Origin of the sequence: Saccharothrix algeriensis (genome assembly GCF_016907655.1) — a bacterium.
Lineage (GTDB): Bacteria > Actinomycetota > Actinomycetes > Mycobacteriales > Pseudonocardiaceae > Actinosynnema > Actinosynnema algeriense.
The window spans coordinates 5194791-5214759 of the sequence record NZ_JAFBCL010000001.1 but is presented as its reverse complement, the minus strand read 5'-3'; the positions used below and the strand labels follow the sequence as shown (position 1 = coordinate 5214759).

20 protein-coding genes are annotated in these 19969 nt (G+C 73.7%); 8 read left to right on the top strand and 12 right to left on the bottom strand.

Features of this window, described 5'->3' with window-relative positions:
* The first annotated feature begins 12 nt into the window (after positions 1-12).
* Positions 13-1881, top strand: coding sequence for an ABC transporter ATP-binding protein (locus tag JOE68_RS23905; RefSeq protein WP_372443368.1), 1869 nt, complete (start codon positions 13-15; stop codon positions 1879-1881).
* Positions 1882-1922: 41 nt separating this feature from the next.
* Here JOE68_RS23905 and JOE68_RS23900 read toward each other — a convergent pair whose 3' ends face one another.
* The 4 genes from JOE68_RS23900 to JOE68_RS23885 form a co-directional block, all read right to left on the bottom strand.
* Positions 1923-2414 carry an SRPBCC family protein gene (locus tag JOE68_RS23900; RefSeq protein ID WP_204844515.1) on the bottom strand — a complete coding sequence of 164 codons (492 nt, stop codon included), beginning with the start codon at positions 2412-2414 and terminating at the stop codon, positions 1923-1925.
* A complete protein-coding gene (locus JOE68_RS23895; protein ID WP_307819851.1) occupies positions 2411-2821 on the bottom strand; it encodes a metalloregulator ArsR/SmtB family transcription factor in 411 nt (136 codons plus the stop codon). Before JOE68_RS23895 ends, JOE68_RS23900 begins: the two co-directional genes overlap by 4 nt.
* A gap of 21 nt (positions 2822-2842) precedes the next feature.
* Positions 2843-3925 carry a M20 family metallopeptidase gene (locus tag JOE68_RS23890; RefSeq protein ID WP_204844514.1) on the bottom strand — a complete coding sequence of 361 codons (1083 nt, stop codon included), beginning with the start codon at positions 3923-3925 and terminating at the stop codon, positions 2843-2845.
* Positions 3926-4572: 647 nt separating this feature from the next.
* Positions 4573-6213 carry an AMP-binding protein gene (locus JOE68_RS23885; protein WP_204844513.1) on the bottom strand — a complete coding sequence of 547 codons (1641 nt, stop codon included), beginning with the start codon at positions 6211-6213 and terminating at the stop codon, positions 4573-4575.
* A 164-nt stretch (positions 6214-6377) separates the two neighbouring features.
* Here JOE68_RS23885 and JOE68_RS23880 point away from each other — a divergent pair, with 164 nt between their 5' ends.
* The 4 genes from JOE68_RS23880 to JOE68_RS23865 all read left to right on the top strand — a co-directional run bounded on the left by JOE68_RS23880 (position 6378) and on the right by JOE68_RS23865 (position 9409).
* A complete protein-coding gene (locus tag JOE68_RS23880) occupies positions 6378-7058 on the top strand; it encodes an aspartate/glutamate racemase family protein (protein ID WP_204844512.1) in 681 nt (226 codons plus the stop codon).
* Positions 7059-7140: 82 nt separating this feature from the next.
* Positions 7141-7683 (top strand): hypothetical protein, encoded by a 543-nt coding sequence (locus JOE68_RS23875; RefSeq protein WP_204844511.1) that lies wholly within the window; start codon positions 7141-7143, stop codon positions 7681-7683.
* A gap of 205 nt (positions 7684-7888) precedes the next feature.
* Positions 7889-8491, top strand: coding sequence for a DUF4230 domain-containing protein (locus tag JOE68_RS23870; protein WP_204844510.1), 603 nt, complete (start codon positions 7889-7891; stop codon positions 8489-8491).
* A 12-nt stretch (positions 8492-8503) separates the two neighbouring features.
* On the top strand, positions 8504-9409 hold the full coding sequence (locus JOE68_RS23865) for an RluA family pseudouridine synthase (protein ID WP_204844509.1): 906 nt from the start codon (positions 8504-8506) through the stop codon (positions 9407-9409).
* Here JOE68_RS23865 and JOE68_RS23860 read toward each other — a convergent pair.
* The 7 genes from JOE68_RS23860 to JOE68_RS23830 form a co-directional block, all read right to left on the bottom strand.
* Positions 9397-9975 (bottom strand): DUF305 domain-containing protein, encoded by a 579-nt coding sequence (locus tag JOE68_RS23860; protein ID WP_204844508.1) that lies wholly within the window; start codon positions 9973-9975, stop codon positions 9397-9399. The genes JOE68_RS23865 and JOE68_RS23860 overlap by 13 nt on opposite strands.
* Before the next feature lie 79 nt (positions 9976-10054).
* Positions 10055-10810, bottom strand: coding sequence for a lytic polysaccharide monooxygenase (locus tag JOE68_RS23855; RefSeq protein WP_204844507.1), 756 nt, complete (start codon positions 10808-10810; stop codon positions 10055-10057).
* 156 nt (positions 10811-10966) lie between these two features.
* Positions 10967-11719: a lytic polysaccharide monooxygenase gene (locus JOE68_RS23850; protein ID WP_204844506.1), complete on the bottom strand. Its 753-nt coding sequence runs from the start codon at positions 11717-11719 to the stop codon at positions 10967-10969.
* A 425-nt stretch (positions 11720-12144) separates the two neighbouring features.
* On the bottom strand, positions 12145-13239 hold the full coding sequence (locus JOE68_RS23845) for a glycoside hydrolase family 19 protein (RefSeq protein WP_204844505.1): 1095 nt from the start codon (positions 13237-13239) through the stop codon (positions 12145-12147).
* 196 nt (positions 13240-13435) lie between these two features.
* On the bottom strand, positions 13436-13711 hold the full coding sequence (locus JOE68_RS23840; RefSeq protein ID WP_204844504.1) for a hypothetical protein: 276 nt from the start codon (positions 13709-13711) through the stop codon (positions 13436-13438).
* Entirely contained in the window at positions 13708-14655 is a 948-nt protein-coding gene (locus tag JOE68_RS23835) for a zinc-binding dehydrogenase (protein WP_204844503.1), read from the bottom strand. Before JOE68_RS23835 ends, JOE68_RS23840 begins: the two co-directional genes overlap by 4 nt.
* A 78-nt stretch (positions 14656-14733) precedes the next feature.
* The gene (locus tag JOE68_RS23830; RefSeq protein ID WP_204844502.1) at positions 14734-15372 is read right to left on the bottom strand and encodes an alpha/beta fold hydrolase; all 639 of its coding nucleotides are present in this window, start codon (positions 15370-15372) and stop codon (positions 14734-14736) included.
* Positions 15373-15414: 42 nt separating this feature from the next.
* On the opposite strand from JOE68_RS23830, the gene JOE68_RS23825 reads away from it, so the two are divergent.
* The gene (locus JOE68_RS23825; RefSeq protein ID WP_239562332.1) at positions 15415-16374 is read left to right on the top strand and encodes a helix-turn-helix transcriptional regulator; all 960 of its coding nucleotides are present in this window, start codon (positions 15415-15417) and stop codon (positions 16372-16374) included.
* Here JOE68_RS23825 and JOE68_RS23820 read toward each other — a convergent pair.
* Complete coding sequence (locus JOE68_RS23820) at positions 16328-17035, bottom strand: SDR family oxidoreductase (RefSeq protein ID WP_204844501.1); 708 nt, start codon at positions 17033-17035, stop codon at positions 16328-16330. The genes JOE68_RS23825 and JOE68_RS23820 overlap by 47 nt on opposite strands.
* Positions 17036-17162: 127 nt before the next feature.
* Between JOE68_RS23820 and JOE68_RS23815 the strand changes: the two genes are divergently transcribed.
* Entirely contained in the window at positions 17163-18149 is a 987-nt protein-coding gene (locus JOE68_RS23815) for a serine hydrolase (RefSeq protein ID WP_239562331.1), read from the top strand.
* A gap of 163 nt (positions 18150-18312) precedes the next feature.
* On the top strand, positions 18313-19731 hold the full coding sequence (locus JOE68_RS23810) for a Dyp-type peroxidase (RefSeq protein WP_204844499.1): 1419 nt from the start codon (positions 18313-18315) through the stop codon (positions 19729-19731).
* Positions 19732-19969 lie beyond the last annotated feature (238 nt).

Below are 19969 nucleotides of genomic sequence, written 5' to 3'. Positions count from 1 at the left end.
CCGGTCATGGACATGGAAGTCACCGCGTGGATGTCGCTGTACCACGTGACCAACGCGCACGACGACAAGCGCCCCTTCTCCAAGGCGACGTTGCGGCGCATCTGGGCGTTCGCCCGGCCGCGCAAGCGGAAGCTGGTGCAGTACCTGGGCATCAGCGTCGCGGTGGCCGTCCTCGCGGTGGCGACCCCGGTCCTCGCGGGGCGCGTCGTCGACGCCGTCGTCAACGGCGCCGCGCTCGGCGTCGTGCTGGGGCTGGCGGGGCTGATCGCGGGCATCGCCGTGCTCGAAGCGGCGCTGGGGCTGGTGGGGCGGTGGCTGTCCGCGAGCCTCGGGGAGGACCTCATCCTCGACCTGCGCACCACCGTGTTCGACCACGTGCAGCGGATGCCGGTCGCGTTCTTCACCCGGACCCGCACCGGGGCGCTGGTCAGCCGGCTCAACAACGACGTGATCGGCGCGCAGCGCGCGTTCAGCGACACGCTGTCCAGCGTCGCCGGCAACGTCGTGACGCTGGTCCTCACGCTGGTGGTGATGATCGGGCTGTCGTGGCAGATCACGCTGCTGGCCCTGGTGCTGCTGCCGGTGTTCGTCCTGCCGGCCCGCCGCATGGGCTCGCGGCTGGCGCGGTTGGAGCGGGAGGCGGCCAACCACAACGCCACGATGAGCACGCAGATGACCGAGCGGTTCTCCGCGCCCGGCGCCACGCTGGTCAAGCTGTTCGGGCGCCCGGCGCACGAGTCGGCGGAGTTCGCGCTGCGCGCCCGCCGGGTCCGCGACATCGGGGTGCGCTCGGCGATGGTGCAGACGGTGTTCCTCACCGCGCTGACGCTGGTGTCCGCGCTCGCGCTGGCGCTGGTGTACGGGCTGGGCGGGTTCTACGCGCTGCGCGGGCAGCTCGACGCGGGCTCGGTGGTCGCGCTGGCCCTGCTGCTCACCCGGCTCTACGCCCCGCTCACGGCGCTGGCCGGCGCGCGGGTCGAGGTGATGAGCGCGCTGGTCAGCTTCGAGCGGGTGTTCGAGGTGCTCGACCTCGAACCGCTGATCACCGAGAAGCCCGGCGCCACCACCGTCCCGGGCGGTCCGGTGTCGGTGGAGTTCGACCGGGTCCGCTTCGCCTACCCGGCCGCCGACAAGGTCTCCCTGGCGTCGCTGGAGGAGGTCGCCGTGCTGGACAGCCGCGGCGGGGTGGAGGTCCTGCACGACGTGTCGTTCCGCGCCGAGCCGGGCCAGGTCGTCGCGCTGGTCGGGTCGTCGGGCGCGGGCAAGTCCACGATCGCCTCGCTGCTGCCCCGCCTCTACGACGTCGACAGCGGCTCCGTGCGGCTGTCCGGTGTGGACGTCCGGGAGCTGTCCGCGCAGGCGATCCGCGAGACCCTCGGCATGGTCACCCAGGACGGCCACCTGTTCCACGACTCGATCCGGGCCAACCTGCTGTTCGCGCGGCCGGGCGCGGGCGAGGACGAGCTGTGGGACGTCCTGCGCCGCGCCCGGCTCGACGACCTGGTCCGGTCGCTGCCCGACGGCCTGGACACCGTGGTCGGCGAGCGCGGCTACCGGCTGTCCGGCGGCGAGCGCCAGCGCCTCACCATCGCCCGCCTGCTGCTGGCCAGGCCCAGGGTGGTGATCCTGGACGAGGCCACGGCGCACCTGGACTCCACGTCCGAGGCGGCCGTCCAGGCGGCGCTGGGCGAGGCGCTGGACGGCCGCACGGCCGTGGTGATCGCCCACCGGCTGTCCACCGTCCGGGCGGCCGACCTGATCCTGGTCGTGGAGGACGGCCGGGTCGTGGAGCGCGGCACGCACGACGACCTGCTCGCCGCCGGCGGCCGGTACGAGGAGCTGTACCGGACGCAGTTCGCCGAGGAGGAGCCGGTGGCCTGACGGCGGTGACCGCGGCGGTCGGCCCGGCCGCCGCGGCGGCGTCAGACCAGCCCGTCGAAGTGGGCCTTCATCGACGGGTAGTAGGAGTCGAAGTCCGGCAGGGGCGAGCCCTCCCGGGACGCGACGAGCATGTCCAGGTAGTACTCCCAACCCGGTCCGATCTCACCCACCCCGGCGGCGGAGTCCAAGTGGTGCACGAGCTTCAGCTCGGTGACACCGTCCACTTCGGACAGCAGCAGCTCCAGGCGCCACGTGCCGTGGTCGTCGACGGTCGACACGGCCAGCCGCATCGGCGGCTCGCACGCCTCGATGCGCGCCTGCATCCACGGCTGCTGCTCCTCGTAGGCCATCTGGACCTTGACGGTCCGGCCGGGCGCGGCGTCGCCCTCCCAGGGCCCGAACCAGCGGGCGGTGCGCTCGGGTTCGGTGAGGCTGGCCCAGACGTCCTCCGCGTGCGCGCGGAACGTGCGGGTCAGCACGAGGTCGTGACCGGAGCCGGCGGCGAACAGCCGGCCGGTCGGGGGTCGGGTCATGCGGTGTCCTCCTCTCGCCGGTCCGCGCGGCGGTCGCGGCGCGTCCGGTGTACCTCGGTTTCCAGCGCGTCGAGGCGGTGCGCCCAGTCCGCGGGCGTCCAGCCCGCGGGCGACCGGTCCGCAGGCGACCGGTCGGCGGGCGTCAGGTCGGCGGGCCGGGTCAGCCGCGCCAGCCAGGACGCGAGCCCGTCCAGCGGCGCCGGGTCGAGCGCGTAGAACCGCTGCCTGCCGACGAGTTCGTCGCGCACGAGGCCGCTCTCCCGCAGCACCCGCAGGTGCCGGCTCACGGCGGGCCTGCTGATGTCGAACCGGGCGGCGATCTCCCCCGCGGGCAGCCGGGAGTCGCGCAGCAGCTCCAGGATCCTCCGCCGCACGGGGTCCGCGATCGCGGCGGCCACCTCGTCCACCGCGAAAGCGTAACCGATCAGTTACGCTTCTGGCAACGACCGCAGGTAGGCCGTCAGCGCGCGCCGGTACGGCTCCACGGTGCCCAGGTCAGCGTGCTCGTCCGGCCCGTGCTGCCCGTCGCCGCCGATGCCGAAGATCACCGCGTCCACCCCGCGCTGGTGGAAGAACCGCGAGTCGGCCGCCCCGTGCTTGCGCAGCAGGTCGCCGGAGAACCCCTGCGCGCGGGCCGCCGCCCGCAACGCGCGCACGTCCGCGCCGTCCGGCGCGGCCCGGTGCGGCGGCTCGACGTGGCGCACCTCGACCGGCAGCGAGCACAGGGCGGACAGGTGGGCGGCGACCTCGGCCGCGTCCCGGCCCGCGAAGTCGCCGTCCTCCGCCGGGTACCGGATGTCCACCCACGCCGAGGCGTCGGCCGGCACCTGGTTCAACGCGGCGTTCGACGTCTCGACCCGCGCGAGGTTGACCGTGGTCCGCCACACCTCCGACGACGCCGCCGGGTACGCCGCCAACAACGCGTCGACCCCGCGCAGCAGCTTGACCAGGGCGTTGTCCCCCAGCCACGGGTAGGCCCCGTGGGCCGCACGACCGACAGCGCCGACCCGCGCGGCCACCATCCCCTTCGACTCGGTGACCAGCCGAAGGGCGCTGTGCTCCCCGATCACGGCGAACCGCCCGGTCACCCCCTGCTCCAACTGGTGCCGCGTCCCGTCCCGCCCGCCGACCTCCTCGTCGGTGACCAGTTGCAGCGCCACGGGGAACGGCGTGACCACGTCCCGGAACACCGAGGCCAGCACCAGCGCCGACAGCTTCATGTCCTGCGCACCGCGCGCGTACAGCCGGGAGCCCTCCCTCCGCGGCACGAACTGCTCCGGCGACGCCGGCACGACGTCCAGGTGCGCGTTGAAGATCACCCGGAACGGCACCCGCTCCGCACCCCGGTACACCAGCGCGCTCGGCTTGCCCCCGGACTCGAACCGCTCCACGGTGAAGCCCGGCCCCACCACGCCCAACACGAAGTCCAGCGCCCGCGCCAACTCACCGGGCCGATCAGCGGTCGACGGGATGCGCAGCAACTCGTCCGCCAGTGCCAGGAAGTCCTCCACAGGACCATGGTGCCGCAGAGACCTCCCACCTCACACGCTTCCGCACAGGGGCAGCACACCCCACCGCTCTTCACACAGGGATGCCGCCCCAATGCACTTCTCGCAAGCGGCGGCGCACCCAGTGCCACACCGGTCGCCTCGTGTTCTCCTCCCCGTACGGCCTGGGCGCAGCCCGATCGCATTTGTCGGGGGGTGTCAAGCACGCTCTTCGCTTGACACCCCCCGACAAATGCGATTGCCTTCGGCAGGCCGTGCGGGGAGGAGAACACGACCGCCCTTTCTTTTCCTCCTCCTTGGGGGCCTCTCGGCCGCTCTTCATACTTGTGTCGCGCACCGATCTAGGTAAGAACTGGTGCGGTACGGGTCTAATCAGTGCGGTAGCGCTTGAAGCTGAAGAGCTTTAAAGAGTCCTCGCCGGACGGGCAGGCCGCCAAGGAGGAGGAAGAGCAAGAGCGGTCGTGTTCCCCCCGCATGACCTGTCAAAGACGACCATGCTTTTCCGGGGGGTGCAAGCGAAAAGCGTGCTTGCACCCCCCAGAAAAGCATGGTAGCCCTCCGGGCAGGCCATACGGGGAGAACACGAGAGCACCGGGCTGCACGGGGCGTGCCGAGACCTGCAAGCAAAAGTTGCGAGCCGTGGGTGTGGGTCAGGTTTTGGGGGCGGTGTCGGGCGTTGGGGGTGTGCCCTGGTCGTCGAGGCCCAGGATCGTCGCGGCCTGGCGGCGCATCTCCACCTTGCGGACCTTCCCGGTGACGGTCATCGGGAACTCCTCGACCACGTGCACGTAGCGGGGGATCTTGTGGTGGGCCAGCTTGCCCGTGCAGTACTCCCGCAACGAGTCGGCGGTGAGCGGCGCGGCTCCCGGGCGCATCCGCACCCAGGCCATCAACTCCTCGCCGTACTTCGCGTCCGGCACGCCGACCACCTGGGCGTCCAGGACGTCCGGGTGCGTGTAGAGGAATTCCTCGATCTCGCGCGGGTACAGGTTCTCGCCGCCTCGGATCACCATGTCCTTGATCCGGCCGGTGATCATGACGTAGCCGTCGTCGTCCATCACGGCGAGGTCGCCGGTGTGCATCCAGCGCGCCGCGTCGACCACCTCGGCCGTCCGGTCCGGCTGCTCCCAGTAGCCCAGCATCACCGAGTAGCCGCGCGTGCACAGCTCCCCCGGCGTGCCGCGCGGCACGGTGCGGCCGTTCTCCGGGTCCACCACCTTGACCTCCAGGTGCGGCCCGACGCGCCCGACGGTGGACACCCGGCGGTCCAGCGAGTCGTCGCGCCGGGTCTGCGTGGACACCGGTGAGGTTTCCGTCATGCCGTAGCAGATGGAGACCTCCCGCATCCCCATCCGCTCGACCACCTGCTTCATGACCTCCACCGGGCACGGCGAGCCCGCCATGATGCCGGTGCGCAGCGAGGACAGGTCGTAGGAGGCGAACCCGGGGTCGGCGAGTTCGGCGATGAACATCGTCGGCACGCCGTAGAGCGAGGTGCAGCGCTCGCGCGCCACGGCCTCCAGGGTCGCGACCGGGTCGAACGCGGGAGCGGGGATCACCACGCAGGCGCCGTGCGAGGTGGCGGCCAGGTTCCCCATCACCATCCCGAAGCAGTGGTAGAAGGGCACCGGGACGCAGATCCGGTCCTCGCTGGTGTACCCGCACAGCTCGCCGACGAAGAACCCGTTGTTCAGGATGTTGTGGTGCGACAGGGTCGCGCCCTTGGGGAACCCGGTGGTGCCCGACGTGTACTGGATGTTGATCGGGTCGTCGGCGGACAGCTCCGGCCACGGCGGCAGGTCGTCGGAGTGCAGTTCGGTCCACTGTGGAGTGTCCAGCAGGACGACCTGGCGCAGGGCCGCGCAGCGGGGCCGCACCTCGGCGATCATCGCGGCGTAGTCGGAGGTCCTGAACGACGACGCGGCGATCAGCGTGCGCACCCCGGACTGGTTGAGCACGTACTCCAGCTCGTGCACCCGGTAGGCGGGGTTGATGTTGACAAGGATCGCGCCGATGCGCGCCGTCGCGTACTGCACGACGAACCACTCGGCGCGGTTCGGCGCCCAGATGCCCACCCGGTCGCCGACCCGGACGCCGGACGCCCGGAGCCCGGCCGCGACCGAGTCCACCTCGGCGGCCAGCTCGCGGTAGGTCCACCGCCGGCCGGTGGCGCACTCGACCAGCGCCTCGCGGTCACCGTGCGCGGCCACCGCGCGGTCGAGGTTCGCCGGGACGGTGTCGCCCAGCAGCGGCACGTCCGACGTGCCCGACGAGTAGCTCAACTGACCCATCGAGGCAACGTACCGCAGGTCGGGGGCCCGGGACCGCCCCTGGCGGAGGGAATCCGGGCCCGGTTCCGGGCGCCCGGCGGTCGCGGCGCGCCGGGTTCGGCCGACCCGGGCGGCGGAGGGGGAATGCGGTTGACCGTCCACCGTGGACCGGTCACAGTGGCGGCGTGCGCACCATCGGGTTGATCGGCGGGATGAGCTGGGAGTCGTCGGCCGAGTACTACCGGCTGCTCAACGAGGAGGTGCGGCGCCGCCTCGGCGGCCACCACTGCGCTCCGAGCCTGCTGCTGACCGTGGACTTCGCGGAGGTCGAGCGGTTGCAGCGGACCGGGCAGTGGGAGCGGGCCGGCGAGCTGCTCGCCGACGCGGCGCGGAGGCTGGAGGGCGCGGGCGCGGAACTGGTGCTGCTGTGCACGAACACGATGCACAAGGTGGCCGCTGCCGTGGCGGGCGCGGTCGACGTGCCGTTCCTGCACATCGTGGACGCCACCGCGCGCCGGCTGGACGTCCGCCGCGTCGGGCTGCTGGGCACGCGGTTCACCATGGAGCAGGAGTTCTACCGGGAGCGGATGGCCGCGCACGGCATCGAGGTGCTGGTTCCGGACGAGCCGGACCGCACCCTCGTGCACGACGTGATCTACCGGGAGCTGACGCGCAACCGCGTCGAGCCCGCGTCCCGCGCCGCGTACCGGGACGTGATGGCGCGGCTGGTGGAGCGCGGCGCGGAAGCGGTCGTCCTGGGGTGCACCGAGATCACGCTGCTGGTGGACCAGTCCGACTGCGCGGCGCCGCTGGTCGACTCCACGCGCAGCCACGTGGAGGCCGCCGTCGACCTCGCCCTCGGTTGAGGCCGTCCGCGGGCCCTGCGGCGGAGCCGGCCGCCGGGCCGCTTGCGCGGCTCGGCGGCAGCCCGTGCGGCAGAGTGGGGGCATGGACCTCACGCCACGCGCGTTCTTCGACCTGGCCCGCCGGACCGTCGACACGGCCGTGTCCGCACCGGGGCGGGTGCTCGACCTGCTGGCGGCCACCGAGCGGGTGGTGCGCCGCGCCGACGACCTGGTCACCCGCACCGGGCGCGTGCTGGACGAGACCGAGGCCCTGGTCGCGCGGGCGACGGCGGTGACCGCCGCCGCCGAGGCGATCACCGCCGAGGCCGGGCGGACCGCCCGCACGTCGCGCGAGCTGGTGGACGACTACGCGCCGCTGGCCCGGCGCGCGCACCCGCTGGCGCAGCGGTTCGTGGACGAGCTGTCCCCGCACGAGGTGGACGCGGCGGTCCAGCTCGTGGACCAGCTGCCGGTGCTGACCCGGCACCTGCTGGAGGACGTCCTGCCGATCCTGACCACCCTGGACCGCGTCGGGCCGGACATCCACCAGCTGCTGGAGGTCACCAACGACGTGCGGCAGGCGATCGTGGGCATCCCCGGCTTCTCGTTCCTGCGCAAGCGGGGCGAGGAGAAGGAGGAGGACTGAGCCGCCGGGCCGGGCGCCCGGGGGTTCGCCGGCGCCCCGAGCGCCCGGCCCGGCGGCGGTCGCCACGCGGAGGCGGTCGCCACGCGGACACGGTCGCCGTGCGGGCACGGTCGCCACGCGGGGGCGGTCGCCACGCGGAGGCTCGGTCGTGGCCGTCCGCGCGGAGCCCGGTTCCCCGGCGGCCGGAGCGGGTACCCCCGACGGCATGAAGTCGCGCGTCGTGGTGCCGGTGGTGGTGGTGCTCGCTGTGCTCGCGCTGGTCGGGGCGTTCGTGGTCGCGCCGAGGTTCGGCACGGACACCGTCGACCGCAGCCAACCCGCGGTCCTGCAGTCGCTGCGCGACCTGAGCCAGTTCCACGCCGCCGCCGGGGAGTACCAGGTGGTGCTGGACATCGAGCACGACGTCCGGTACGTGCCCGCCGCCCTGGCCGGGCAGCGGACGCTGTTCGTCGCCGCCGGCTCGGTCAACGCCTACGTCGAGTTCGGGCAGCTCGCCGACGGCGCGCTGGAGGTCTCGCCGGACGGCGAGTCGGTCGAGGTGGACCTGCCGAAGCCGGTGCTGGACAAGCCGAACCTGCACCAGGAGCGGAGCTACGTCTTCGCGCAGGAGCGCGGCCTAGTCGACCGGCTCGCCTCCCTGGTGGAGACCCAGGACCAGCAGCCGTTCTACGTCGCGGCCGAGCAGAAGATCGCCGACGCGGCGCGGGACTCCGGGCTGGTGGAGCGGGCCGCCGAGAGCACCCGCAAGATGCTCACCGGGATGCTCGGCGGGCTGGGCTACCGGGTGCGCTTCACCGGTGAGGACTAAGCTGCCCGCCCGATGAGACGCAAGCCCCGGCCGCCGCTGCCCCAGCGCCACGGCCTCGACCCCGCCCGCCTGCGGCTGCCCGACGAGGGGCCGTGGGCCACCCTGCGCGACCACCTGGTGGAGCGGCTGCCCCGGGTCGCTCCGGAGCGGGTCGACGAGCTGCTGGCCGAGGGCCGGATCCACGACCTGGCCGGCCCGGTCGCGCCGGACGCCCCGTTCGCGCCGGGCACGTCGGTGTGGTTCCACCGGGACCTGCCCGAGGAGGTGCCCGTCCCGTTCGGGATCGGCGTCGTCCACCGCGACGACGCCATCCTGGTCGTGGACAAGCCGCACTTCCTCGCCACGATCCCGCGCGGGCGGCACGTCGTGCAGACCGCCCTGGTCCGGCTGCGCCGGGAGCTGGGGCTGCCGGACCTGTCCCCCGCGCACCGCCTGGACCGGGTCACCGCGGGGCTGGTGATGTTCGTGGTCGACCCGCGGCTGCGCGGCCGGTACCAGACGATGTTCCGGGACCGCGCGGTGCACAAGGAGTACGAGGCGATCGCGCCCCACGACCCGGCGCTGGAGCTGCCCCGCACGGTGCGCAGCCGGATCGTGAAGGTCAAGGGCGTCATCACCGCGCAGGAGGTCGACGGCCCGCCCAACGCCGAGACGCTGGTCGAGCTGGTGGAGCACCGCGACGGCTGGGGCCGCTACCGGCTCACGCCCACGACGGGTCGCACGCACCAGCTGCGGCTGCACATGGCCGCGCTGGGCGTGCCGATCCGCCACGACGACTTCTACCCGGTGCTGCGGGAGAAGCCGCTGGACGACTTCACCGACCCGCTGCAGCTGCTGGCGAAGGTCCTCGCGTTCACCGACCCGGTGACCGGTGTCGAGCACCGGTTCACCAGTCGGCTGCGGCTTCACTCCAGGTAGCCGAGCATCTGCGAGATCTGCCCGGTGCGGGACTGGAAGATCCGCTCCGCCAGCGCCTTCGCCTGCGGGTTGATGCCGCCCTCGCGCTCCATCTTCGCCATCTCCACCGCGTTGTGCTGGTGGGCGATGAGCAGGTTCAGGTACGCCTTCTCGAACTCGCCGGACGGGGCCGCCGCCACCTCCGCGATGGACTCGGGGCTGGTGGAGTGGTCGCCACCGTGGCCCGCGTGCAGCTGCGGGTTGTCACCGGCCGACTCGGGCTGGTTCCAGTCGTGCAGCCACTTGAGCATCGAGTCCACTTCGGACAGCTGGGTGACCTCGATGGCGGCGGCCAGGTCCTTCACCGCCACCCGCACGGGCCGGTCCTTGGCCAGTTTCGCCAGCTCCAGGCCCGTTCGGTGGTGCGGCACGGACATCTGGAGGAACATCACGTCGACCGGGTTGAACTCGTTGGTCTCCTCGACGGTCGACACCGGCCCGGCGGGCGCGGGAACCTCGCCCGCGCTGCCCAGGCCGCAGCCGGAGAGCACCAGCAGACCGACGAGCACGGCCGCGAAGCGTCGCATGGTCGTCCCCTCCTCAGGAGAACAGGGAAGGCCCGCCCGCGCAGTGACAGGGCAGCGCGGACGGGCTCTCTTCAGGCCGTTACAGCCGCTGCCACAGGGAAGCGGTGTTGGGCGGTTCCCAGCCGGTCAGCGAGGTGTGGGCCTGCAGGCAGCGGTAGGACGCGCCGCTGTAGGTCACCTGCGTGCCGGCCGGGTACGACACGCCCGGCGCCCACGCGCCGCCCGGGGGCGGAGTGGAGGTCGTCGGCGTCGTCGTGGTCGTCGTCGGCGCGGTGGTGGTGGTCGGCTCGGTGGTGGTCGTCGGGCCGGGGCCGCCGGAGCCGACCTGGAGGTCGACGCACGCGTAGAAGGCCATCCCGGTGTCCGCGATGTTCCACACGGCCAGCACCTTCACCCGACCGGTCCGGCCGCCCAGGCTCACGCTGTGCTGGACGGACGAGCCCGGCAGGCGCCCGCGGTCGTTGAACTCCGCGATCTTGCTGCCGCCGACGAAGTACTGCCACGTGCTGGTGGCGTGGCGGACGGTGATCCGCCAGTTGAACGGCACGGTGTCGCCCACCGAGGTGGCGGGCCACGCCTTGCTGTCGTTGCTGAGCGGGGCCCACCGGCTGTCGCCGGCGTGGCAGTTCTGCTGGCCCTTCGGGCCCTCCACGCTCTGCGGTTCGTAGATGATGTCGCCGCAACCGGAGACCCGGCCCGAGGCGCACATCGCCTGCCGGCTGGGCGGTGAGGAGACGTAGCCGTGCGCGCTCGCCGATCCCGCTGACGCCACGACGATGAGAGGGGCAACGCCCACGCCGGCGAGCACCGCCGCGAGCTTGCGTTTCAGGCTCATGTCCAGCTCCTTCGCAAGGAGACCGGAGGAGGTCTCCCGGGCAGGGTCCACATCCGCGGCGGCCGGATCACACCGGTCGTGCCGACCCGCAGGAGGGCCGGCACGACCGGTAATGTGGTCTAGACCATACCAGCAGAGGGTTGCCCGTGCGAGCCCTCAGAGGCGCTGCCAGAGGGAGGCGGTGTTCGGCGGCTCCCAGCCGGCGAGCGAGGTGTGGCCCTGCAGGCAGCGGTAGGTCGCACCGCCGTAGGTGACCTGCGCGCCCGTCGAGTACGAGACGCCGGCCGCCCAGGTTCCCCCGACCGGCGGAGTGGTGGTGGTCGTCGTCGGCGGCTTCGTGGTGGTCGTCGTCGTCGTGGTGGTGGTCGTCGTGGGGCCGGGGCCACCGCCGGGGCCGACCTGGAGGTCGACGCACGAGTAGAACGCCATCGGGGTGTCCGCGATGTTCCACACGGCCAGCACCTTCACGCGACCGGTGCGGCCACCCAGGTTCACGTTGTGCGTGACCCGCGAGCCGGGCTGGCGGCCGTTGTCGTTGACCTCGGCGATCTTGCTGCCACCGACGAAGTACTGCCACGTGGTGGTCGCGTGGCGGGCGGTGATGGTCCAGTCGAACGCGACGGTGCCGCCGACCGAGGTGGCGGGCCACGCCTTGCTGTCGTCGCTCAGCGGCGACCAGCGGCTGTCACCGGCGTGGCAGTTCTGCTGGCCCTTCGGGCCCTCCACGCTCTGCGGCTCGTAGACGACGGGACCGCAGTTGGAGACGCGGCCGGCGGCGCACATCGCCTGGCGGCTCGGCGGCGAGGAGATGTAGCCGTGCGCGCTCGCCGATCCCGCCGAGACCACGACGATGAACGGGGCGATGCCCGCGCCCGCGAGCACCGCCGCGAGCTTGCGTTTGAAGCTCATTGTCCAGCTCCTTCGGAGGGAACCCCGGGAGGTCCCCGATGCAGGGTCGAAAAAAATCCGTGGCGGCCGGATGGGGCCGGGCGGGACGGACCGCAGGAGGGCCGGCCCACTCGACAATGTGGTCTAGACCATAAACGTGAACATCAACCGGGTCAAGAACATGGACCACTCAGCCCAGCGGTCCCGGACCACCCGGCAGCGCCCGCCGGCACGGGACGCCGCACGTCACCCGCCTTGCGGGGCAAGCGATCCGGGTGGACCCGCGGCGGACGCCGGAGGCAAAGATAAATCCTCCAGCGCAAGCCCGTACCGCTGAACGGCGCAATAGCAGTACTTCTTCTCCACGCACGGCGACTGCTCCGAACAACGGCAGCGGGGACGGAAAAGGGCCCGCCGTTCGGCGGGCCCTTCCGGGGTGGCGGTCCTCAGCAGCTCAGGTTGTTGCCCGCCGGGACGCCCAGGATGCCCACGAACTTCTGGTAGGCGTTGACGCGGCTCTGCACCTGCGCCGGGTTGCGGCCGTCGCACTCCAGCGACCCGTTGATGCTGCGGATCGTCTGGCCGAACCCGTGGCCGTTGACCATCGCGTTGTGCGGGGTCATGGTGCCGGGGCCGTTCTGCGTGTTCCAGTACCACAGGCCGGTCCGCCAGGCCACCGACGCGTCGGTCTGCACCAGCGACGGGTTGGTCAGCAGCGGCAGGCCCAGCGCGTCACCGGCGGCCTTGTAGTTGAAGTTCCAGCTGAGCTGGATCGGCCCGCGGCCGTAGTAGGCCGCCTGGCCCGCCGGGCAGCCGTAGGGCTTGCTCGTGTCGCAGTAGTGCGGGTAGTTGGCCTGGTTCTGCTCCACGATGTGCACCAGGCCGCCGGTCTCGTGGTTGACGTTGGCCAGGAACGCCGCCGCTTCCTGCTTCTTGACGGTGTCGCTGCCGGTGTTCGCGAAGCCGGGGTACGCGCTGAGCGCGGCGGTCAGGCCGCTGTAGGTGTAGAAGGGGTTGCGGCTGGGGAACATCTGGTTGAACTGCGCCTCGGTGACCACGAACCGGCCCGGGTTGGGCGGGTTGCTCGTCGTCGTGGTCGTGGGCGGCGGGGTCGTGACACCGCACCCGGTGTAGGGCTTCCAGTACCAGGTCGAGACGACCGGGTCGTAGCCCGGGTTGTCGTGCTCGGCGATGTAGTTCTTGCCGTCGGTGTACCGGACGATGCTGCCCGCGGTGTAGAACTGCCCCTGCACCCAGGCGGGGAAGGTGCAGGACGTGGGCGGCGGGGTCGTGCTGCCGCCGCCGCAGACGCCCTGGTCGGCCCAGACCGCGGCCGAACCCGGCGTCTCGTTCTGGGTCCACCACTTGGCCGACCAGTTCCGACCGTTGTGCGAAGCCGTCGCGCCACCGGTGTAGGTGGCCGACGCGCTCCAGGCGGTCGCACAGGCGGCGGCACTCGCCGTGGTCGTGGCCACCGTGACGGTCAGTGCCGCCCCGACCACGATGGTGGCGATGGCCGCCACAACGCGGATTCTCGACACGTGTCCTCTTTCTGCCGTTCGAGCGCCCTCGGACGTGACGGGGGCCACTCAACATGATTGGTCTACACCAGTCAAGGGTGCGGTGACCCGGCCGGCACACCCGACCACCGGCCCGAACCGCTCGAACGGTCCACAGAGGAGGGACGCGACCCCGCCCGATCGCCGCCCACCGGAGGTGATCAGCGAATCGCTTGGCTCATCCGAACAGCGGCCAGCCGAATACGCCGATCGGATTCACGTCCGGCGAGACGGACGGCAGCGTCGGCGTGGCCACCCGGCCCGGGTCGAACCCGAGCTTGATCCAGGTCCTGGCGGCGGCCGTGGCCGGCGCCGGTGTGCTGCCCGGGTGGGGGTTCACCGGGATCAGGTGGTCGCCGTGCCGCAGCGACTCCAGGCCCAGGCCCTCGGCGTGCCGCGCGTGGGCGACGACGGCCCCGCCGTGGCCGAGCACCGCGATGCCGACGACCGTCACCGCACCTCCAGCAGGGTCTTGCCGACCGTGGCGCGGGATTCGACGGCGGCGTGGGCGTCGGCCGCCCGCGCGAGCGGGAACCGCTGCCCGACGACCGGCCGCAGCGCTCCCTCGGCGGCCAGCCGCAGCGCGGTGGCGACCAGGTCGCGCAGCTCCCCCGGCGTCGGCCGCGTGCCCGCCACCAGGGTCACACCGCGCTCGGCGGCGCGCGCCGGGTCGACGTCGGCCCACTCGCCCGCCGCCAGCCCGTAGCTGAGCATCCGCCCGCCCGGCGCGATCAGGTCGAACGCGGTGCGGGCGAGGTCGCCGCCGACACCGTCGAGCACCACGTCCACCGGGGCGACCCGGGACGCCCAGCCGGCGGACCGGTAGTCGACCACCTCGTCCGCGCCCAGGCCGTGCACGACCTCGCCCTTCGCGGGACCGCCCGCCGCGCCGACGACGACCGCGCCCCCGGCCACCGCCAGCTGCACCTGCAGCGTGCCGACGCCGCCCGCCGCCGCGAGCACCAGCACCCGCTGCCCGGCCACCGCGCCGACGGCGCGGAGGTTGAGCAGCGCCGTGCGGCCGTCGGCCAGCAGCGCGACCGCCGCGTCCAGCGGCACGCCGTCCGGCACGACGACCGCGCCCGCCGCGTCGACCGCCGCGCGTTCCGCGTAGCCGCCCCGGCCGCCGGTCGGGGCGACGACCCGCCGCCCGACCAGGTCCGGGTCCGCGCCGGGGCCGACGCGGGTCACCACGCCGCCCACGCCGTTGCCGGGGATGTCGGGCGGCCGCAGGGCGAACGGCCCCCGCCCGCTGCGGCGGTACTGCGCCTCGACGAACGTGGTGTTGGCGTAGGCGACCTCCACCAGCGCCTGACCCGGACCGGGCTCCGGGTCCGGGGCCTCCCCCTCGACGAGCACCTCCGGGCCGCCGAACCCCGTCAACCACACCGCGCGCATCGCGTCCCCCCGTGCTCCGCTCCTGCGGCCCACCCTCGTACCTCGGGTTCGGTCGAGGTCAACCCGGTGTGCTCCCGATCACCCGGCCGCGCCCGCCGCCGTCAACGCCGCCAGCACCTGCTCCTGCCCGCCCGCCAGGACGTTGTGCGGGGTGTCCAGTTCGAGCACCCGCCACGCCGGGTCGTCCCGGAAGGCGTCGCGGAACTGCGTGAACGGGCTGTCCTCGGTGCCCTTCGCGAACAGGTACCAGCGGTTGGCGATCCCGTCGACGGCGCCGGTCAGGCGGGCGCGCTGCAGCAGCGACGCCATCGGGTGCGCGAACGCGCGGGGGTCGAAGAACGGCAGCGGGCGCACCGAGCGGCCGTCGGCGGACGCCCCGTCGACGTACCACTCGCGCCACGGGCCGTGCGCCAGGTCCCACACGGACTGGCCGTCGGCGGGCACCATCGCGTCCGCGTACACCAGGCCCTTGACCTTCCGCGGCACGCGGTCCGCGACGGTGGTGACCACCATGCCGCCGTAGCTGTGGCCGGCCAGCACCACGTCGTCCAGGTCCGCCAGGAGCGCCAGCACCTCCTCGGCGTGCTCCTCCAGGTTCCCGTGCGGGCTCAGGGTCGGCGCGTGCACCTCGTGGCCGAGTTCGCGCAGGGCGGCGGTGATCGGGTCGTAGTACCAGCCGCCGTGGCAGGCGCCGGGGATCAGCACGTAGGTCGTCATGCGGCCGACGCTAACCGCCCTTTAGGACATAGGGTGTCCGTGATGAACATGCCCGCGCGGATGCTGCGCCTCCTGTCGCTGCTGCAGGGGCGCCGCGAGTGGACCGGCGCCGAACTGGCGCGGCGGCTCGGCGTGACCGACCGGACGGTGCGGCGCGACGTCGAGCGGTTGCGGGAGCTGGGTTACCCCGTCGAGGGCACCACCGGGACGGCCGGCGGCTACCGGCTGGCGTCCGGGCGCGACCTGCCGCCGCTGCTGCTGGACGACGACGAGGCGGTGGCCGTCGCGGTGGGGCTGCGCACGGCGGCGGGCGTCGGGGGCGTCGAGGAGAGCGCGGTCCGGGCCCTGGCGAAGCTGGAGCAGGTGCTGCCGGACCGGTTGCGCCGGCGGGTCCGGGCGGTGGCGTCGGCCATCGCCCGGATCCCCGTGGGCGGCGGGCCGGTGTCCGACCCGGCGGCGCTGGGAGTGCTGGCGGCGGCGTGCCGGGACCGCGAGGCGGTGCGGTTCACCCACCGCGGCGTGGAGCGGAAGGTCGAGCCGGTCAAGCTGGTGACCGCGCTGCGCCAGTGGTACCTGCTGGCCTACGACCCGTCCCGGCGGGACTGGCGGACCTTCCGCGTCGACCGCGTCGGCACGCCGACGCCCACCGGGCACCGGTTCCCGGTGCGGGAGCCGCCGGAGGAGCCCGCCGCGTTCGTGGCGCGCGCCCTGGCCACCGCGCCGTACCGGTACACCGCCACGGCGCTGGTCCACGCGCCCGCCGAGGTCGTGCGGGCCCGGCTGGTGGTGGCCCTGCCGGGCAAGGTCGAGCCGGTGACCGCGCGCACCTGCCGGGTCCACCTGCGCGCGAACACCGTCGAGCCCCTCGCCGCGGACCTGGTGCTGGTGGCCGCCGACTACGAGCTGGACGCCCCCGCCGAGGTGCGGGCGGCGCTGGCCGCCGTCGCCGAGCGGCTCACCGGTAGGCGTCCTGGCCCACCGGGCGCACCAGGATCTCGTTGACGTCCACGGTCGCCGGCTGCGACACCGCGTACAGCACGGCCCGCGCCACGTCGGCGGGCGCGAGCTTTGGGTCGGCCGCCCGCGACGCCGGGATGCCCTCGGTGTCGGTCAGGCCGGGCTGGACCAGCGTCACCCGCACGCCGGTGCCGACGCACTCGGCGCGGATCGCCTGCGCCAGCCCGGTCACCGCCCACTTGGTGGCCGCGTAGAGGTTGCCCGGCCGCACGCCGCGCCCCGCCGCGGACCCGGTCAGCACCAGGTGGCCGCCGGAGCGGATCAGCGCGGGCAGCGCGGCCCGCGCCGTGAACGCCGGCCCGCACACGTTGGTCAGCACCATGTCGCCCCACTGCGCCGGCGGCGCGCCCCGCGAGGAGGTGAACGAGGTGACGACGCTCGCGCCCGCGTTGGCGAACACCACGTCCAGCCGGCCCCACTCCTCCTCGACCCGGCCGACCAGCGCGGCGAGCTGCTCCCAGGCGCGCACGTCGCAGGAGGCCACCCGCACGCGGTCCGGGCCGCCCAGCGCGGCGACGTGCCCGGTCAGCCGGTCGACGTCCCGGGCGGCCAGCACCAGCCGGTACCCGGCCTCGGCCGCGAGCCGCGCGGTGGCCAGCCCGATCCCGCGGGAAGCCCCGGTGATGAGGAATACCGCTTCACCCATGCCGGCAGGCTACTGCTGGTGGGTTCAGCGCAACACGCTGGACCGTCGGAGGCAGCGGATCGGTCCCCGGTGGCGTCCCGACCGTGAACGCCGCCGGCGGGCGGCGACCGCGACGACAGGGGGGACGATGGGCATCGACCGCAGGGGCGTGCCGGGCGCGATGAGCCCGGTCCGGGCGCAGGTGCCCGACGCGGAGCGGGCGGCGCGGACCCCGACCGCCACTGAGCAGGCGCGGCGCAGGATCGCGCGGAAGTACCGGCTGGAGACGTGGTCGGCCGGTGGCACGTGGTCGTCCTGCATCGGCGTGGCGGACCCCGACGGGGTGGTGGCGCCGGCCGTGGAGGACGCGGCGGACCGCGTGGTCGAGGCGTGCAGCGTGAACAAGGTCGCGGTGGCGGTGGCCGTGCTGGACAAGGTCGACCGCGGGCTGGTCGCGCTGGACCAGCGGGTGGACGTGACGCGGGGGATCGTCGTCCCGGGCGCCGGCGGGATCTTCGGGCTGGACGGGGCGTACCCCAGCTCGGTCACCGTCGGGCACGTGCTGGCGGCGCTGCTGACCGTGTCGGACGACACGGCGGTGCGGCTGTGCGGCCTGCTGTGCCCGGCGCCGGAGCTGAACGGGATCCTGCGCGGCAAGGGCTTCGCACACACGCAGGTCGTCCCGGTGGCCGACCCGAACCGGTTCTTCCTGGGCACCACCACGCCGCGCGAGACCCACGCGCTGCTCCAGGGGTTGGTGCGCGGCGAGCTGCTGTCGGCGGCGTCGACCGCGCACCTGCTGGGTGCGCTGCGGTCGCCCGCGTCGTTCACCGACGGCATCCGGCTCGCCCTGTCGTCGGCGGAGCGGCTGAACGTGGCCACGAAGGCCGGCTGGTTCGCCGACAGCCGCAACGAGGCCGGCCTCGTGTTCGACCCGTCCGGCCGCCCGGTGATCACCTACGCGCTGTTCGCGTCCGGGCGGTTCCGCGGCGACCGGGCCGCCGACGCCGACGACCACGGCGCCACCCACCCGGCCCTGCGGGCCCGCGCGGCGCTGGGCCGGGCGCTGTACGACTCGGTGCTGCGCGTCACCACGCCCCCCGCCCGGCCGTGCCCGCCGCCGAACGGCGGCTGACGGGCGCCCCCGTTCGCCGGGCGGGCGGCTCGCGGGCGCGCCCGCCGGGCGGGACCGCTCGCGGAGCCGGGCGACACCCCCCGAACGGACCACGCGGGGCGTGTATCTGACCGGGTCCCCGGTGGTCTTCTTCACGGGTGGCACTCGGGGAGGGAGTCCCGGCATGACCGAGCAGCTGCACCGGCGCGCCGAGCGGCGCCACGTCCGGCCGCCGCTGCGGGGGTCGCGCGAGGTCCAGGGCAACGTGCTGGCCGCGTTCAACAAGGACCACCAGCAGTTCCGGTTCGTCCGGTTCACCGACGCGAAGCTCGGCCGGACGTGGCTCGCCGCGATGCTCGGGCACGTCTCGGTCACCGCGGACGTCGAGGACTTCAACGAGGCGTTCTCGCTGGGCCGCTCGCTGCTCGGGGCCGACCCGCGGCACGAGGCCACCTGGGTGAACCTGTCGCTGACGCCGGCGGGCCTGACCAGGCTCGCGGTCAACCCCGAGGCCGTCGAGCAGGACCTGCGGCTGCGCGACCCGGCGCTGGTCGAGGGCGCGGAGGCGCGCGCGGGCCTGACCGGGGACGACCCGGAGGAGTGGCGGTTCGGGCGGGCCGAGCAGGGCGTCCACGCCGTGGTCACGGTGGCGTCGGACACCCCGGAGCGGCTGGCGGCCGTCGACACCCTGCTCGACCTGCTGGACGACCTGCTGGGCGTGGCGAAGGTCCACCAGGAGAACGCCGGGACGCTGCCGGGCGGGCGGCGGGGCCGGGAGCACTTCGGGTTCAAGGACGGCATCTCGCAGCCGGGCGTGCGGGACTTCCACGAGGAGGACCCGCACCGGCCGGGGCACCGGCGCGGCCACGCGGGCGCGTTGCTGGTCAACCCCGGCGAGTTCGTCTTCGGCCACCCCACCGAGCGCGGTGACGAGAGCGCCCGGACCGCCCGGTGGCTGCGCAACGGGTCGATCCAGGTCGTGCGGCGGCTGACGCAGGACGTCCGGGGCTGGCGGCGCGCGGTCGAGGAGCACGCGCGGGCGCTGGGGACGACGCCGGACCGGGTGGGCGCGCTGCTGATCGGCCGGCACCGCGACGGCCGCCCGCTGTCCCCGCCCGCCGGGGACGCGCCGGGGCTGGGTCCGGACCACAACGACTTCGACTACGCCGACGACCCGCGCGGCGCCACCACGCCGTGCGCGGCGCACATCCGCAAGACCAACCCCAGGTCGTTCACCTACCGCAACCCCCGCCAGCGGCGCATCCTGCGCCGCGGCATCCCGTTCGGCCCGCCCTACGACGAGCAGCCGCACGCCGAGCGCGGCCTGCTGTTCGTGGCGCACTGCACGTCGATCCGCGAGCAGTTCGAGTTCCAGCAGCGGGTCTGGGCGGGCAACCCGGACTTCGCCGGCGGCGAGGACGGCGCGCCCACCGGCACCGACCCGGTGATCGGCGGCGAGGGCGAGGCCCGGGTGGAGACGCCGGGCGGCGCGGCGACGCTGTCGTTCCCGAAGTTCGTCCGCACGACGGGCGCGCTGTACGCCCTCGTCCCGTCGATCAGCGCGCTGCGGCTGCTGGCGGCAGGCCGGGAGCTGCCCCGCTAGGGGCGCGCGGGTGGCCGGTCGTGGCCGCCGTCCACGACCGGCCACCACGCGCCCCACCCCGGAACCCGCCCCCGACCCCGGCTTCCCGGGTAGCGGCGTTCGGTCCCGGCGCTCCCCGCCCGGCTCTCCCGGTCTCAGCTCCCTCTGGGCCTCAACTCCCCCTGGGCCTCAACTCCCCTTGGGTCTCAACTCCCCTTGGGTCTCAACTCCCTAGGTCTCAGCTCCCTCCAGGTCTCAG

Bases quoted from the DNA above. Each gene is read 5' to 3' on its own strand.
- JOE68_RS23905 (WP_372443368.1), top strand. From the start codon at position 13: ATGGAAGTCACCGCGTGGATGTCGCTGTACCACGTGACCAACGCGCAC.
- JOE68_RS23900 (WP_204844515.1), bottom strand. From the start codon at position 2,414: ATGACCCGACCCCCGACCGGCCGGCTGTTCGCCGCCGGCTCCGGTCAC.
- JOE68_RS23885 (WP_204844513.1), bottom strand. From the start codon at position 6,213: ATGGGTCAGTTGAGCTACTCGTCGGGCACGTCGGACGTGCCGCTGCTG.
- JOE68_RS23875 (WP_204844511.1), top strand. From the start codon at position 7,141: ATGGACCTCACGCCACGCGCGTTCTTCGACCTGGCCCGCCGGACCGTC.
- JOE68_RS23870 (WP_204844510.1), top strand. From the start codon at position 7,889: ATGAAGTCGCGCGTCGTGGTGCCGGTGGTGGTGGTGCTCGCTGTGCTC.
- JOE68_RS23865 (WP_204844509.1), top strand. From the start codon at position 8,504: ATGAGACGCAAGCCCCGGCCGCCGCTGCCCCAGCGCCACGGCCTCGAC.
- JOE68_RS23860 (WP_204844508.1), bottom strand. From the start codon at position 9,975: ATGCGACGCTTCGCGGCCGTGCTCGTCGGTCTGCTGGTGCTCTCCGGC.
- JOE68_RS23855 (WP_204844507.1), bottom strand. From the start codon at position 10,810: ATGAGCCTGAAACGCAAGCTCGCGGCGGTGCTCGCCGGCGTGGGCGTT.
- JOE68_RS23850 (WP_204844506.1), bottom strand. From the start codon at position 11,719: ATGAGCTTCAAACGCAAGCTCGCGGCGGTGCTCGCGGGCGCGGGCATC.
- JOE68_RS23835 (WP_204844503.1), bottom strand. From the start codon at position 14,655: ATGCGCGCGGTGTGGTTGACGGGGTTCGGCGGCCCGGAGGTGCTCGTC.
- JOE68_RS23830 (WP_204844502.1), bottom strand. From the start codon at position 15,372: ATGACGACCTACGTGCTGATCCCCGGCGCCTGCCACGGCGGCTGGTAC.
- JOE68_RS23825 (WP_239562332.1), top strand. From the start codon at position 15,415: ATGAACATGCCCGCGCGGATGCTGCGCCTCCTGTCGCTGCTGCAGGGG.
- JOE68_RS23820 (WP_204844501.1), bottom strand. From the start codon at position 17,035: ATGGGTGAAGCGGTATTCCTCATCACCGGGGCTTCCCGCGGGATCGGG.
- JOE68_RS23815 (WP_239562331.1), top strand. From the start codon at position 17,163: ATGGGCATCGACCGCAGGGGCGTGCCGGGCGCGATGAGCCCGGTCCGG.
- JOE68_RS23810 (WP_204844499.1), top strand. From the start codon at position 18,313: ATGACCGAGCAGCTGCACCGGCGCGCCGAGCGGCGCCACGTCCGGCCG.